Genomic DNA, 13,720 nt, shown 5'->3' on the forward strand with positions numbered 1-13,720 from the left:
ATTTTCCGGGCCGCTGAGCGAGTACGCTCAGCTTGAAAATGCTCTAGCGCCGGCGCGCCACCAGGAATTGCCGCCGGAAGGGCAGCAGCACCGCCCCGTCGGCGCGTGGCCGGTAGTGCGGCCGGACCGCTTCGGCGTAGGCGGCGAGGAAGCCGGCACGCAGCGTGTCGTCCAGCCGGTCGAGATAGGGGCGCAAGCTGGTGCCCATCGCCCACTGCACCACGGGATCGGGGCCGCGCAGCACGTGCAGGTATTCCGTCACCCACAGGTCGGGACGGTCCGCGACGGGGGCGAGCAGGTCGTAGTAGCGCTCGGGCGGCGCGGCCCCGCGCGCGCCGTCGATCCCGGCGAGCGCCGCCGCCCAGGGCCCGTGCGCGGCGACCTGCGCCTGCAGGGCGCGGAAGGGCGCGCGCTCCATGTCCGGCACCTGCACGGCCAGCACGCCGCCCGGCGCGAGCAGGCCGAGCAGGCGTGGCAGGCCGGCCGCGTGGTCGGGCAGCCAGTGCAGCGCGGCGTTGGAGAAGATCACGTCCGGCGGCGCGTCCGGCGTCCATTCGGCGATGTCGGCGCGCTGGACGGCGAAGCCCGTGGCGCGCGCCTTCTCCAGCATGGCGGGCGCGCCGTCCACGCCGAGGATCGTGGCGCCCGGGAAGCGTGCCGCCAGGAGCGGCAGCGCGTTGCCGGCGCCGCAGCCGAGGTCGACGACGCGGCGTGCCGCCGGATGGTCGATGCGCTGCATCAGGTCCACCGCCGGGCGCAGCCGCTCGCCCTCGAAGCGGAGATACTGTGCCGGGTCCCAGTTCGTCGTGGCCCGATCCGCCGTGCTCATGTCGCCTCGCCGCCTCCCGTCCGCCCGGCGCGGGCCGCCGGCCGAACGAAAGGCGGCGAGGCCGTGCCGGGGATGAGGCCCGGCGGCGACTCCCGGTCCGCCGCGGGCCGCGGGCAGGTTCAGAGATAGCGGGTGCGGATGTCCAGGCTGCTTTCCCGGCCGATGGAGGCGAAATTCCCGTCCAGCCAGCGCTCGGCGGCCCCGCGGCCGTGGCGGCGCAGCGCGGTGAGGAATTCCCAGTCGCCGTTGAGCTTGGTGGAGAGGTTGAAGCGCCGCATCGTCGCCTCGTCCTCGATCATGTGCAGATGCAGGCGGCGGTAGTTGGGCTCCTGCAGGCGGCCCTCGTCGAGCAGGCGCTGCACGAAGTCGATGGCGCGGAATTCCGCCATCAGCGAGGCGTTGAAGGTGATCTCGTTCAGCCGGTTGGTGATGTCGGAGACGGTGATCGGCAGTTCCTCGCGCACACCGGGGTTGAGCTGCACGATCACGATGTCGGTGCTGGGCGTGCTGCCGCTGTGCGCCTTGTCGTAGAGCGGCCAGAGCGCCGGGTTGCCGACATAGCCGCCATCCCAGTAGTGCTCGCCCTCGATGGCCACCGCCTGGAAGATCTGCGGCAGGCAGGCCGAGGCGAGCAGCACCTCGACGCTCATCTCCTCCCGCCGGAAGACGCGCGGCTTGCCGGTGCGGACGTTGGTGGCGGAGACGAAGGTGCGGATGACGCTCGGATCGCGGCGGAGCCGGTCCGCGTCCACCACCTTCTCCAGCACCCAGCGCAGCGGATTGAGGTCGAAGGGCGTCGGGTTGAGCTGGTAGGGCGAGAACATCCGGGTCAGCGCGTCGAAGCCCTGCCAGGCGAGCGAGGGGCCGAGGTCGAAGCCCCAGAGCGCCTTCTCCCAGGGCGTGTTGCGCAGCGGGCTGAAGGCCAGCACGGCGCCGAAGCCGCTCCAGAACCGCTCCAGCGCGGCGATGGCGCCGGCGCGGCCGCCTTCCGCCAGCCCCTGCGCCAGCATCGCCGCGTTGATGCCGCCCGCCGAGGTGCCGGAGACGGCGTCGAACTCGACCCGCTCGTCCTCCAGCAGCCGCTCCAGCACGCCCCAGGTGAAGGCCCCGTGCGTGCCGCCGCCCTGCAGCGCCATGCTCACCGTCGCGGTGCTGTCCGACGCGATCGCGGCCGCCGGCAGCGGCACGCCCATGCTGCCGTCCATCAGGCGGCGTCCCGACGGCACGTGCGGCAGGCCGGGCGGGAGTCTCGTGTCATGCGCTATCACCATCCCATGATCGCGGCCCGAGTGTCCGATCGAAAAGTTGACGTTGCCGCAGCGGAGGAACGCGGCGACGCGCTTTCGGGTTCGCTGCATCGCCGCAGGGCGGCGCCGGGCCGGCCGTGCCCGGGCCCGGCCGCGGCGGCGATCGGCCTGCCCGGCCGTGGCCGTCGGCCCCGCATCCATGCCTCCCCCTCGGCGCCTCTCGGCCGTCCGGCGAGGGAAGGCGGATCGGCGCCACGGCCGGGTCCCGTCAGGGCAGGTACCGGAGCAACCCGACCAGCCGCCTGCTCAGCGGCGAGAGCAGGCGCGGCGCGTAGAACTCCCCGGCCGCCCGCCGTGCCGCCTCGGTGAAGACCGGCCAGGGCAGCGCCAGCCCGGCCAGGGCCCCGAGCGGCAGGCGGCGGCCGAGCAGCGCGGCGAACAGCCCGGCCATCTCGCCCGCCTCCGGCGCCAGCAGCCCGGCGCCGAGCAGCCGGCCCTTCGGGGTCGCCACCAGCTTCACCAGCCCGCCGGCAGCGCCGCCTCCCGCACCTCCGCTTTCGGCCCCCCCGTTTTCAGCCCCCCCGTTTTCAGCCACGGCGCGGTCGGTCTCGGCCAGCGGCCAGCGCAGCAGGCGCAGCCCGTCATGCCCGGCGGCACGCGCCGCGGCCTCGGTCAGCCCGACCTGCGCCAGCATCGGATCGGTGCCGAGCAGGCGCGGCACCGTGGCGGGATCGAAGCGCGCGGGCAGGTGGAACAGCATCCCGCGCGCGAGGGTCATCACCTGCGCCGCCTCCGCCGCCTCGCCGCCCTGGCCGTCACCGGCATCGGCGAGCGGCCCGGCCGCCCAGACGCGGCGGTTGCCCAGGGCGCGCAATCCCCTGTCCGTGGCGATGCCGCGCGGCGTCGCCTCGATCCCGGCGGCGGCGAGGTCGAGCCCGGCCAGGGCCGGCGCCCGGGCGCCGGCGGCCAGCAGGTGCGAGCCCTCCAGCGCCTCGCCGCCCTCCAGCCCGAGCATGACGCCCGTCCCCGTGGCGCGCGCCCAGGCCGGCGCGACGCCCTCGCGCAGCGACACGCCGTCCCGCCGCAGGGCCCGTCGCAGCCCGTCGGCCAGCTCCGGCTCGTGGCCGGCGGCGAGCCCGTCCGGCTCGACCAGGGTGACGCGGCAGCCGAGCCGCGCATGCGCCTGGGCCAGCCCCGGCGCCGCCTCGCCGCCGCCCAGCACCAGCAGGTGCGCCGGCGGCACCGCGAGGTCGTGGATGGTGGCCTCGGTCAGGCAGGGAACCGAGTCGAGGCCCGGCAGGTGCGGCAGCGCCGGCACGCCGCCGCCGGCGAGCAGGCAGCGCCGGAAGCGCAGCCGCCGGCCACCCGCCTCGACCGCATCCGGCGCGGCGAAGTAGCCACGCCCCTCGATCACCTCGATGCCCATGGCGCGGAAGCGGGCCGGCGCATGGTCGGGCGCCAGCGCGGCGACGGCGCCCCGGACATGCGCGCGCACCCCGTCCCATTCGACCGTGGGCGCCGGCGCGCCGAGGCCGAAGCGGCGTGCGTCGCGCAGCAGGGCCGCGCGACGGGCGGCAGCGGCGAGGGCGGGCAGGGCGATGCGCGACTCCGGCGCCGCGCCGTCCGCCACCAGCGCCACGCGCAGGCCGAGCGCGGCGGCCAGCGCCGCGACCGAATGGCCGGCGGTGCCGGCGCCGAGGATCACCACGTCGTAGTCGGCCATCGCCCGATGCCCCCGCCCATCCCGGATCCCGGCGACTGCCGCCCGGGCCGGCGGGGAAGGCATGGCCTTCCCCGGACTCCATCCACCAGGGAAGGCATGGCCCTCCCTGCAACCCATCCGCCAGGGAAGCCCCTGCCTTCCCTGCAATCCATCCGCGGGTTCCTGGACCGCCGCCGACGTTTCCCGGTCCCGCTGGCCCAGGCGTCGGGTCTCAATTCCGCAAGGGGGGATCCAGGGAGGATTCGCCCCCTGGCGGAAGGTCTCCGGCGGCCATCGGGTCGGCAGAGCCCCCCTGGCCGGGACCGTGGGGAGCGAAGTCCTCCGTCGCCCCCCGGCGGCTCCGCCACCACGCCCCGAGACCCGCCAGCACCGCCAGCCCGAACAGCGGCAGCAGCGTGCGCACCGTCAGCAGCGCGCCGATCTCCACTCGCCCGCCCGCCATCAGCACCGGCGCCAGCCCGGCGCCGAGGCTGGCATAGACCAGCGTCCCCGGCACGATGCCCACCAGCGTCGCCAGCGCGAAGGCGCCGAGCCGCAGGCCCGAGAGCGGGGCCGCCAGGTTGATCACCCAGAAGGGCACCAGCGGCAGCAGGCGCAGCACCAGCAGGTACCAGCCCCCCTCGCGCCGCAGCATCGCGTCCACCTGCCGCAGCCGCGCCCCGCCATGGCGCTCCAGCAGGTCGCCGAAGCCGTGCCGCACGGCCAGGAACACGAGGCAGGCGCCGGCCGTGGCCGCCGGCACGGCGAGCGCGGTGCCGAGCCAGGGACCGAACAGCAGCCCGCCGGTCAGCGGCATCACCAGCGGCGCCGGCAGGGAGAGCGAGACCACGCCGATATAGGCCGCCACGTACAGCAGCGCCGCCCGCATCGGCTCCGCCGCGGCCGCGGCCAGCAGCTCCGCGCCCCGTGACGACAGCGTGCCGGGTGCCAGCCAGCGGTTCGCGCCGAGCGCGACGGCCAGCGCCAGCGCGGCAAGCAGCAGGGCCAGCGGCCAGAAGCGCCGCCCGAGGGCCAGGATGCGAGGAGGCAAGGCTCCGGGCGGCAGGGTCCGGGGCGGCGGCGGGGCCCCGGCCCGGGAGCCGTCGCCCCCGGAACCGCCTGCCCCGGCGCCGTCGCCCCGGCGCCCCGGCATCAGGTCGAGGCCAGCGCCGCGATCTCGGCGCGCACCTCCGGGATGCCCTCGCCGGTCTCGCTGCTCGTCACCAGCACCAGCGGATGGCCGGCGGTGTGCGAGCGCGCGAGCTTCTCCGCCTCCTCGCGCCGCTTGCCCAGCCAGTAGGGCTTGGCGTCGTCGGCCTTGGTCAGCACGATCTGGAAGGGCACGGCGGCCTCGTCGAACAGCTTCATCGCCATGCGGTCGGCGGGCTTGGTCTCGATGCGGGCATCCAGCAGCAGGATCACCCGGCGCAGCGTCGGGCGGCCGCGCAGGAAGTCGAACATCAGCCCCTGCCAGTCCGCCTTCACGCTCTTGGGCGCCTGGGCGTAGCCGTAGCCCGGCATGTCCACCAGGGTGAGCTGCCCGCCCCAGGGCACCTCCAGCTCGAAGAAGTTGAGCTGGCGCGTGCGGCCGGGCGTGTTGGAGACGCGCGCCAGCGCCTTGGTGCCGGTCAGCGCGTTGACGAGGCTCGACTTGCCGACATTGGAGCGGCCGGCGAAGGCGATCTCGGGCCAGCGCGTCGGCGGCAGGCCCTCCACCTGCTGCGCCGCGTGCACGAAGCGGCAGGGCCGGGCGAAGAGCAGCCGCCCCGCCTCGAGCAGCGCCGCGCGCGTCGCCTCGTCCCGGGCCTCCATGAGACCGCCCGGGGGGAGACCGCCCGGGGGGAGGCTGCCCGGGGGAAGGCCACCAGGAGGGGGTCCGCCCTCGGGAGGGCTCGCGGGCGGCCCGGCCGGGGCCTGGCCGCCCTTGTCGGCGGGGGCGCTCACCCCCGGTTCGGCTTCGGCGTGGCGGCGATCGCCTTGGGCGTCTGGCCACCGGTCCTGGCCTTCTGGGCCAGCCGGTCGCGCCGCATGATCAGCCATTGCTGCCCGATCGAGAGCAGGTTGTTCCAGCTCCAGTAGATCACCAGCCCCGCCGGGAAGGAGGCGAGCATGAAGGTGAAGATGATCGGCATGAACTGGAAGATGCGCGCCTGCACCGGGTCCGGCGGCTGCGGGTTCAGCTTCTGCTGCAGCCACATGGTGCAGCCCATGATGATGGCCCACAGCGGCATGTGCAGCATGTGCGGCGGGTCCCACGGGATCAGGCCGAACAGGGTGAACAGGTTGGTGGGGTCGGGCGCCGAGAGGTCGTGGATCCAGCCGAAGAAGGGCGCGTGCCGCATCTCGATGGTGACGAACAGCACCTTGTAGAGGGCGAAGAACACCGGCATCTGGATCAGGATCGGCAGGCAGCCGGAAGCCGGGTTGATCTTCTCCGTCTTGTAGAGCGCCATCATCTCGGCCTGCATCTTGGCCGGGTCGTCCTTGTAGCGCTCCCGCACCTCCTGCATCTTCGGCGCGAGCAGCTTCATCCGGCTCATCGACTTGTAGGCCTTGTTCGCCAGCGGGAAGAAGGCGAGCTTGACCAGCAGCGTGAACACCAGGATGGCGATGCCGAAGTTGCCGAACAGGTGGTAGAGCCAGTCCAGCGCGTAGAAGAACGGCTTGGTCAGGAAGTAGAACCAGCCGAAGTCCACCGCCTTGTCGAAGTCCGGGATGCCGAGCGTGTCGCGGTAGTGCGTCAGCAGCCGCACCTCCTTGGCGCCGGCGAAGAGGCGCGTGCCGAGCACGGCGCTGCCGCCGGCCGCGACCTCCTGCGGCTGCGGCGTCGCGAAGTCGACCTGCCAGCGCTCGCCGGTCGGGCCCTGGCCCTCCTGGATGAAGCGGAAGGCGGCGCGCAGCGTCTGCGCCTGGTCCGTCGGCATCAGCGCGGTCAGCCAGTACTTGTCGGTGAAGCCCGCCCAGCCGCCGGCCGATTCCTGGTCGAGCGCCGGGCCGCCGCGCTTGTTGGCCTCGTCGCGGACGTTGCTGAAGGTGTGCTCGGTCAGCCGCCCGCCGAGCACGCCGACGAAGCCCTCGTGCAGCAGGTAGTAGCCCTGCACCGGCGGCGTGCGGTCCCGCCGCACGCGCGTCCAGGGCAGCACCTTGACCGGCTCGGCGCCGTTGTTGCGCACGCGCTGCTCGGCCGTGAACATGAAGTTGGCGTCGAGCTTCACCTCGATCTCGAACACCTGGCCCTGGCCGTTGTCCCAGCGCAGCGTCACCGGGTGGTCGGGCGAGAGCGGGCCGCCCTCGGCCTGCCAGTCCGTGTCGTTGCCGGGCACGCGGGTGCGGCCGTCGGCCGCCGTCCAGCCCCATTGCGCGTAGTAGGGCGCGCCGCCGCTGCGCGGGGCGAGCAGCCGCACCAGCGGCGAATCGGGGGCCACCGTCTCGCGGTAGTCGAGCAGCACGAGGTCGTCGAGGCGGGCGCCGCGCAGCGACAGGGTGCCGCGCACGCGCGGCCCCTCGATCGGCAGGCGCTGCGCCTCGGAGGTCGGCGCCCCGGCGGCCGGCGAGGCGTCGGTGGGCGCGCCGAGCGGGCCGGTCGGGCCCGGCGTCGGCGCCGGCTGCCCGGTGGCGGCGGCCTGCTGCTGCGTCTGCTCCTGCCGCTGCCGCGCCTGCTGCGTCGGCGGGCTCAGGTAGTTGAAGACCAGCAGGATGCCGATCGAGATCGCGATCGCCGCGAAGAGGCGCTTCTGATCCATGGTCTTGGTTCGTCAGCCTTTCGGCACCGGCTGGCCGGCGGCGGGCCGGGGCCGTGCTTGCGGCACCGGGTCGTAGCCGCCCGGGTGCCAGGGATTGCAGCGCAGGATACGCCCCCCCGCGAGGAGGGCGCCGCGCCAGGCGCCATGGGTGGAGAGCGCCTCGATCGCGTAGTGGCTGCAGCTCGGCTCGAAGCGGCAATTGCAGCCGATCACCGGGCGCAGCGTCCATTGGTAGGTGCGTACCGCGCCGCGCAGCAGCATGGCGGGCAACTCCGTGGCTCGGCTCATGCCTTGTCCTCCAGGCCGGAGTCCAGAGGGGATGCCGGCGCGGGCGGCCGCGAGGCCGGTCCGGGCGGAGACCGTTCCGCGCCGTGCCGCCGCGTCGCATCCGGGCCGCGCTCCGGCCGGGACGAGCCCTGGCCGCGGCCCGCGGCGCCCTTCCGGGCGGCGACGTCGCGATGGCCGGCCGCGTGGCCGCCGTCATCCGGCCCGTCGCCCCTCGGCCTTGCCCCCCGGCTCCTTTCGCCTTGGCCGCTCTCCCCCTGGGTCCTGCCGCCCGGCAGGACGCCGGTCTGGCGCAGGGCCCCGCGCAGGTCCTCGACCAGCAGGTCGAAGCGCCGCGTCGGCGTGGCGTCGCGGCCGATCAGGACGAGGTCCCAGGAGGCGAGCGTGGCCTGCGCCGCGACCTCGCCGCCGGCACGCGGGTCCAGCAGCCGGCGCGCGGCCTCGCGCAGCCGGCGCCGCGCGCGGTTGCGCACCACGGCGTTGCCGACCTTCTTGGTGACGGTGAAGCCGAGGCGCAGCGCTTCCGGCCGGGCTTCCGGGGCGGCCTGCGCCTGGGCCTCCGTCTGGGCCAGCGCCTGCAGCACGAGGCCGGGCCGGGCGGCACGCCGCCCCTTGCCTGCCACGCGCAGGAACTCCCGACGCCGGCGCAGCCGGCCCGGCCCGTCGCCAGGCGCGCCCGGCGCTGCCGCCGAGGGGGCGGCCAGAGGCATCTCCGGGGAGGCGACGGCGGCCGGGGCCGCCGACGGCGCCGGGGACGGGTCGGATGCCGGGCCCGTCGGCCGTCCGGCCGGCACCGTCATCGGTCTGTCCCCCGGCGCGCCGTCTGGTTCAGGCGGAAAGGCGCGCGCGGCCCTTGGCGCGACGGTTGGTCAGCACCTTGCGGCCGCCCACGGTGGACATGCGGCTGCGGAAGCCGTGGCGGCGCTTCCGGACGAGCTTCGAGGGCTGATAGGTACGCTTCACGACGGCGATCTCCTGAAATCCGGGTCCGGCGCGCGCCCTTCCCCCCGGGTCTGAATCTTGGGAGACCTGATCTCAGGGGGCCTGATCTCAGGGATGCGGCGAGCACCGAAGGCCGGCGACGTCCGTGATCCACGAGGATCGGCGGGACGCCCCGGCGCGGGCGCGCACCTATAGGGAGGGGGCAGGACCGGCGTCAACCACGCGTCGCGCGGAGCGGCCCTGCGGATCGGCGCGCGCGCCGGGGGGCAGTTGCCGGCCGGCACCACAGCCAGCTTCATGCCGAACTGCGGATCGGCGCGCGCGCGCCGGGGGGCAGCCCGCCCCGGCCGCTCCCTATTCACTCCCCTCCCGGCACTCCCCTTCCGGCGTCGGGCCGCGGGGGCCGACCCGGCCGGCGGGTGCAAAAAAGCGTGCGGGTGGGGGTTGACCGCCTTCGGGGCCGCTTGTATTCCCCCGCCCCACGCCGCACCGAGCCCAGGTGGCGGAATTGGTAGACGCGCTGGCTTCAGGTGCCAGTGACCGCAAGGTCGTGAAGGTTCGAGTCCTTTCCTGGGCATTCCCTCCGGGTCCTCTAGACCTCCTCCCGAGGCCTCCCTCCCGGCGCGGTACGGCGCCATGGGCCCGCGGCGCCGCGACGGCGTCCTGTCTCCCCGGTCGCCGGCCTCCCGAGTTCCTCCGTTGGGGCAGATCCTGTTCATGGCCAACGCCACCGTCCGACTGCACCGGCACGACCTGCCGGACGGCCTCGACCTCGGCCCGGTGGTGGCCGTGGACACCGAGACGATGGGGCTCAACCCGCATCGCGACCGGCTCTGCCTGGTGCAGCTCTCGGCCGGCGACGGCACGGCGCACCTCGTGCAGATCCTGCCGGAATCGCTCGGCGGCCACGGCGCCGACTGCCCGAACCTGAAGGCGCTGCTCGCCGACCCGGCCCGCGTCAAGCTGTTCCACTTCGCCCGCTTCGACGTCGCCGTGCTGCGGCACGCGCTCGGCGTCGAGGTGGCGCCGGTGCGCTGCACCAAGATCGCGGCCAAGCTGGTGCGCACCTTCACCGACCGGCACGGGCTCAAGGATCTCTGCCGCGAGCTGCTCGGGGTGGAGATCTCGAAGCAGCAGCAGACCTCGGACTGGGGCGCCGCCGAACTGACCGGCGAGCAGCTCCAGTACGCCGCCTCCGACGTGCTGCACCTGCACGCGCTCTGGGCCCGGCTGGAGCGGCTGCTGGAGCGCGAGGGACGGCTGGAACTGGCCGAGGCCTGCTTCCGCTTCCTGCCGGCGCGCGGCCAGCTCGACCTGCTGGGCTACGAGACGCCGGACATCTTCGCTCACTGAGTTATTTCCGCGCACTGAGCCTTTCCGGCCATGGCGCGTGTCGACGGGCCGCCGTCCGGCTTCACGCGGGGTTTTCAGAGCCGGCCGCAACGCCCTGTTTCACGGCGGTTTCCGAGTCGCCGGCCACGGCCATGCGCCGCCTGTCCGCCCGGACATCGCGCCGGGTCGCGCGGCAGGCCCCGCCGGCCTCGCCCGCCCCGCGCCGACCGGCCGCGCCGCGCGCCCTGCCGCCCGTCCCGCTGCCGGCCATCGTCTGCCCATTGTCAACCCATTGGCCCGGCTGACTTTCCGCGACGGGCGGCGGGTTTTCCCGGGCCCGGACGCCTCGCAAGGGTCGGCATGCGCGGAACCGTTCCGGTGAAACAAAGCGTTGCGGAGTGGCATGATTCTTGTCGCACCGCATTGTCGCGTTGACCCTCCTGCGGCCCGGCCCCATACAGGGCTGGTGACCCGTTCCCTGCTCCGCGACGCCCCGCTCCCGACCTCGGCCCCGCCGGCCGACTGGCCCGTCATGCCGGCCGTCCCGCCGGAAGGCGCGCCGGATGCCGACCTGGCGGCGGCGCGTCGCGTGCTGGCCACGGAGGCGGCGGCGCTCGGCGCCCTGGCGGAATCGCTCGACGGCGCCTTCGGCCGTGCCGTGTCGCTGCTGGCCGGCGCCCGCGACCGGACCCGGGACGGCCGGGGCGGCGCCCGCGGGGAACTCCTCGGGGAGCCTCTCGGAGAGCCGGGCGGCCGCGTGGTGGTCTCCGGCATGGGCAAGTCCGGCCATGTCGGCCGCAAGATCGCCGCCACCTTCGCCTCCACCGGCACGCCGGCGCTGTTCGTCCACCCGGGCGAGGCGAGCCACGGCGATCTCGGCATGGTGCTGCCCGGCGACGTGCTGCTGGCGCTCTCCAATTCCGGCGAGACCTCGGAGCTGGCCGACCTCGTCGCGCACAGCCGCCGCTTCGCCATCCCGCTGGTGGCGATCACCGGCCGCGCCGACAGCACCCTAGCCCGTGCCGCCGACGTGGCGCTGGTGCTGCCGGCGGCGCCGGAGGCCTGCCCGATGGGCCTCGCCCCCACCACCTCCACCACGCTGCAGATGGCGCTGGGCGACGCGCTGGCCGTGGCGCTGCTGACCCGGCGCGGCTTCACCGCCGCCGACTTCCGGGTGTTCCACCCGGGCGGCAAGCTCGGCGCCAAGCTCTCGCGCGTGCGCGCCCTGATGCACACGGGCGAGGCCCTGCCGCTCGCCGGGCCGGAGACGCGCATGGACGCCGCCATCGTCGCGATGACGGCCAAGCATTTCGGCTGCCTCGGCATCGTCGAGGACGGGCGGCTGGTGGGCGTCATCACCGACGGCGACCTGCGCCGCGCCCTGGATGCCGGCGCGGCGGCGGGCGGGCCCGGCGACCTGCTCGGCCGCACCGCCGCCGAGGTGATGACCCGCGCGCCGCGCACCATCGGCCCCGACCAGCTCGCGGCGGAGGCGCTGCACCTGATGAACGCGCGCAGCATCACCGCGCTGTTCGTGGTGGACGCGGCGCAGCGGCCGGTGGGCATCCTGCACGTCCACGACCTGCTGCGGACGGGTGTCGCATGACCCAGGCCGACCTGACCCGCGAGGTGCCGGTCCGACGGGGCGCCGTTCCGGCCGCCCGGCACGCGGACGACGACCCGACGCTGCCCCTGCCCGAGCGGATGCCCGACGCGTCCCGCATGGCCGATGCCTTCGTGACCCCGGCGGCGGCCGGCGGCCGCGCCCGCGACGTGCTCGGCCCCGCGCGCCAGCGCGTGGTGCCGACCCGGCGGCAGATGCTGCGCCGGCGCGTGCTGGTGCGCGGCTTCAAGTGGCTGCTGCCGGTCTTCGCCGTGCTGCTGCTCGCCGCCGTGGCGCTGTGGCCCGAGATCGACAGCGCCGAGGACCGCGGCCGCGTCGCCTTCCGCCGCGTGCTGCAGGTGCGCCCCGACGGCATGCGCGTGGTCAGCCCGCGCTACCAGGGCATCGACGAGCAGAACCGTCCCTTCACCGTCACCGCCGCCGTGGCGGTGCAGCCGCCCGGCGACGACAACATCATGGACCTCGAGCGCCCGCGCGCCGACATCCTGATGGGCAGCGGCGCCTGGGTGCTGATCGAGGCGCGGCACGGCCGCTACGACAAGGCGCGCCAGCATCTCGACCTCTGGGGCGAGGTGACGATCTTCCAGGACGACGGCACCCAAATGGTGACCGAGCGCGCCGAGGCCGAACTGGCCGAGGGCTCGGCGCGCGGCGACGCGCCGGTGGCGGCGCAGGGACCGTTCGGCACCCTCACCGCGGAGGGCTTCGTCCTCACCGACCGCGGCGCCAAGGTGGTCTTCACCGGCCGCGCCCATGCCGTCCTGGAGGGCGGATCTTGAGCCGTTCCGATCCGGCGCGGCCGCGTCCGGCCGCCCTCGCCCTCGCGCTGCTGCTCGCCGGCCTGCCGCTCGCCGGCGCCATGCCGGCCGCCGCGCAGGGCCTCGACATGAACCAGGGCGGCCCGGTGGACATCACCTCCACCGACGGCATCGAGTGGCGGCAGGCCGACCAGGTGGTGATCGCGCGCGGCAACGCCCGGGCGATCCGCCAGGGCGTCACGCTGAACGCCGACCGGCTGCTGGCGCGCTACCGCAACCGTGGTCAGGCCGCCGGGGGCCAGGCTGCCGGGAGCCAGCCCGCGGGGCAGGCGGGCGGCCAGCCGGCGCAGCCCGCCGGCGCGGCCCAGGGCGCCGCGCAGGGGACCCCGGGCGAGACGCCGCTCTCCGGCAATGCCGAGATCTGGCGGCTGGAGGCGGAAGGCAATGTCCGTATCGCCTCGGCCACCGACACGGCGCGCGGCGACCGCGCCGTGTACGACCTCGACCAGGCGGTGATGGTGCTCACCGGCCGCGACCTCTCGCTCACCACGCCGCAGCAGCACCTCACCGCGCGCGATTCGCTGGAGTACTGGCCGCAGCGGCGCATCGCGGTGGCGCGCGGCAAGGCCGTGGTGGTCACCAGCGACAACCGCCGCATCGCCGCCGACACGCTGGTCGGCTACTTCCTCGACCAGTCGGCGCCCGCCGCGCCGGGCGCGCGTCCGGCGCCGGGCCAGCCGGCCGCCGGCGCGCAGCAGCCCGCGGGGGCGCAGCCGGCCCAGGAGGCGCGCGCCACCCTGGCGGCGGGCGGCCCGGTGACGCCGCCCGCCCGCCCCGCCGCCTCGCCGATCCCCGGCCTCGAAGGCGGCGAGGGCGGCGGGCGGATCGAGAAGGTCGAGGCGTTCGGCAATGTCGAGATCCGCACCGAGACCGACGTGGTGCGCGGCGACCGGGGCGTGTACAGCCCGGTCACCGGCATGGCGCGGCTGCTCGGCAATGTCCGGATCACCCGCGGCGACAACCAGCTCAACGGCACGGAGGCCATCGTGAACCTGCGCACCGGCGTCGCCCGGCTGGTCTCCACCCCCGGCCAGCGCGTGCAGGGGCTCGTGGTGCCGCAGCAGGGCGCGGGCGAGGACCCGCTGGCCCGTGGCGGCAGCCAGCCGCGCCCGGGCGGCGGCCGGGCCGGGGCGGGCGCCACGGGTACGTCCGGGGCGCCGCGATGACCGTGCTGCGGGCCTTCGGCGCCGCCGCGCCG

Annotated in this window: 12 protein-coding genes, 1 tRNA gene and 1 pseudogene; 5 read left to right on the top strand and 9 right to left on the bottom strand. The window is 75.2% G+C overall.

Going from position 1 to position 13,720, the window contains the following annotated elements; translation table 11 throughout:
- Positions 1-43: 43 nt before the first annotated feature.
- From M0638_RS09825 to rpmH, 9 genes and pseudogenes are all read right to left on the bottom strand, one after another.
- Entirely contained in the window at positions 44-829 is a 786-nt protein-coding gene (locus M0638_RS09825; protein ID WP_248666806.1) for a methyltransferase domain-containing protein, read from the bottom strand.
- A 119-nt stretch (positions 830-948) separates the two neighbouring features.
- On the bottom strand, positions 949-2,034 hold the full coding sequence (locus tag M0638_RS09830) for a patatin-like phospholipase family protein (RefSeq protein WP_248666807.1): 1,086 nt from the start codon (positions 2,032-2,034) through the stop codon (positions 949-951).
- Positions 2,035-2,344: 310 nt separating this feature from the next.
- Complete coding sequence (locus tag M0638_RS09835; RefSeq protein WP_248666808.1) at positions 2,345-3,799, bottom strand: FAD-dependent oxidoreductase; 1,455 nt, start codon at positions 3,797-3,799, stop codon at positions 2,345-2,347.
- A gap of 211 nt (positions 3,800-4,010) precedes the next feature.
- Positions 4,011-4,829, bottom strand: coding sequence for a TVP38/TMEM64 family protein (locus M0638_RS09840; RefSeq protein WP_248666809.1), 819 nt, complete (start codon positions 4,827-4,829; stop codon positions 4,011-4,013).
- Between the two features lie 101 nt (positions 4,830-4,930).
- Positions 4,931-5,590, bottom strand: a complete 660-nt coding sequence (yihA, locus tag M0638_RS09845) for a ribosome biogenesis GTP-binding protein YihA/YsxC (protein WP_248666810.1) — start codon at positions 5,588-5,590, stop codon at positions 4,931-4,933.
- Positions 5,591-5,718: 128 nt separating this feature from the next.
- Entirely contained in the window at positions 5,719-7,521 is a 1,803-nt protein-coding gene (gene yidC / locus M0638_RS09850; RefSeq protein WP_248666811.1) for a membrane protein insertase YidC, read from the bottom strand.
- Positions 7,522-7,533: 12 nt separating this feature from the next.
- Positions 7,534-7,809 carry a membrane protein insertion efficiency factor YidD gene (gene yidD / locus M0638_RS09855; protein WP_248666812.1) on the bottom strand — a complete coding sequence of 92 codons (276 nt, stop codon included), beginning with the start codon at positions 7,807-7,809 and terminating at the stop codon, positions 7,534-7,536.
- A 275-nt stretch (positions 7,810-8,084) separates the two neighbouring features.
- Positions 8,085-8,516 (bottom strand): annotated as a pseudogene (rnpA, locus tag M0638_RS09860) (ribonuclease P protein component); the annotation flags it as partial.
- A gap of 118 nt (positions 8,517-8,634) precedes the next feature.
- Positions 8,635-8,769, bottom strand: coding sequence for a 50S ribosomal protein L34 (gene rpmH / locus M0638_RS09865; RefSeq protein WP_248666813.1), 135 nt, complete (start codon positions 8,767-8,769; stop codon positions 8,635-8,637).
- A gap of 472 nt (positions 8,770-9,241) precedes the next feature.
- Between rpmH and M0638_RS09870 the strand changes: the two genes are divergently transcribed.
- The 5 genes from M0638_RS09870 to M0638_RS09890 all read left to right on the top strand — a co-directional run bounded on the left by M0638_RS09870 (position 9,242) and on the right by M0638_RS09890 (position 13,688).
- Positions 9,242-9,325 (top strand) — tRNA-Leu (locus tag M0638_RS09870).
- A 140-nt stretch (positions 9,326-9,465) separates the two neighbouring features.
- On the top strand, positions 9,466-10,101 hold the full coding sequence (locus M0638_RS09875) for a ribonuclease D (protein ID WP_248666958.1): 636 nt from the start codon (positions 9,466-9,468) through the stop codon (positions 10,099-10,101).
- 511 nt (positions 10,102-10,612) lie between these two features.
- Positions 10,613-11,686 carry a KpsF/GutQ family sugar-phosphate isomerase gene (locus tag M0638_RS09880; RefSeq protein WP_248666959.1) on the top strand — a complete coding sequence of 358 codons (1,074 nt, stop codon included), beginning with the start codon at positions 10,613-10,615 and terminating at the stop codon, positions 11,684-11,686.
- Complete coding sequence (lptC, locus tag M0638_RS09885; protein WP_248666814.1) at positions 11,683-12,483, top strand: LPS export ABC transporter periplasmic protein LptC; 801 nt, start codon at positions 11,683-11,685, stop codon at positions 12,481-12,483. The genes M0638_RS09880 and lptC overlap by 4 nt, the downstream gene beginning before the upstream one ends.
- Positions 12,480-13,688: an LptA/OstA family protein gene (locus tag M0638_RS09890; protein WP_248666815.1), complete on the top strand. Its 1,209-nt coding sequence runs from the start codon at positions 12,480-12,482 to the stop codon at positions 13,686-13,688. Before lptC ends, M0638_RS09890 begins: the two co-directional genes overlap by 4 nt.
- The last annotated feature ends 32 nt before the right edge of the window (positions 13,689-13,720 follow it).

Origin of the sequence: Roseomonas acroporae (assembly GCF_023223525.1) — a bacterium.
Classification (GTDB): Bacteria; Pseudomonadota; Alphaproteobacteria; order Acetobacterales; family Acetobacteraceae; genus Roseomonas_E; species Roseomonas_E acroporae.

Excerpts from the sequence above, each read along its gene's own strand:
- yihA (WP_248666810.1), bottom strand. The coding sequence starts at position 5,590 with ATGGAGGCCCGGGACGAGGCGACGCGCGCGGCGCTGCTCGAGGCGGGG.
- M0638_RS09875 (WP_248666958.1), top strand. The coding sequence starts at position 9,466 with ATGGCCAACGCCACCGTCCGACTGCACCGGCACGACCTGCCGGACGGC.
- M0638_RS09830 (WP_248666807.1), bottom strand. The coding sequence starts at position 2,034 with ATGGACGGCAGCATGGGCGTGCCGCTGCCGGCGGCCGCGATCGCGTCG.
- yidD (WP_248666812.1), bottom strand. The coding sequence starts at position 7,809 with ATGAGCCGAGCCACGGAGTTGCCCGCCATGCTGCTGCGCGGCGCGGTA.
- M0638_RS09825 (WP_248666806.1), bottom strand. The coding sequence starts at position 829 with ATGAGCACGGCGGATCGGGCCACGACGAACTGGGACCCGGCACAGTAT.
- lptC (WP_248666814.1), top strand. The coding sequence starts at position 11,683 with ATGACCCAGGCCGACCTGACCCGCGAGGTGCCGGTCCGACGGGGCGCC.
- M0638_RS09835 (WP_248666808.1), bottom strand. The coding sequence starts at position 3,799 with ATGGCCGACTACGACGTGGTGATCCTCGGCGCCGGCACCGCCGGCCAT.
- yidC (WP_248666811.1), bottom strand. The coding sequence starts at position 7,521 with ATGGATCAGAAGCGCCTCTTCGCGGCGATCGCGATCTCGATCGGCATC.
- M0638_RS09880 (WP_248666959.1), top strand. The coding sequence starts at position 10,613 with ATGCCGGCCGTCCCGCCGGAAGGCGCGCCGGATGCCGACCTGGCGGCG.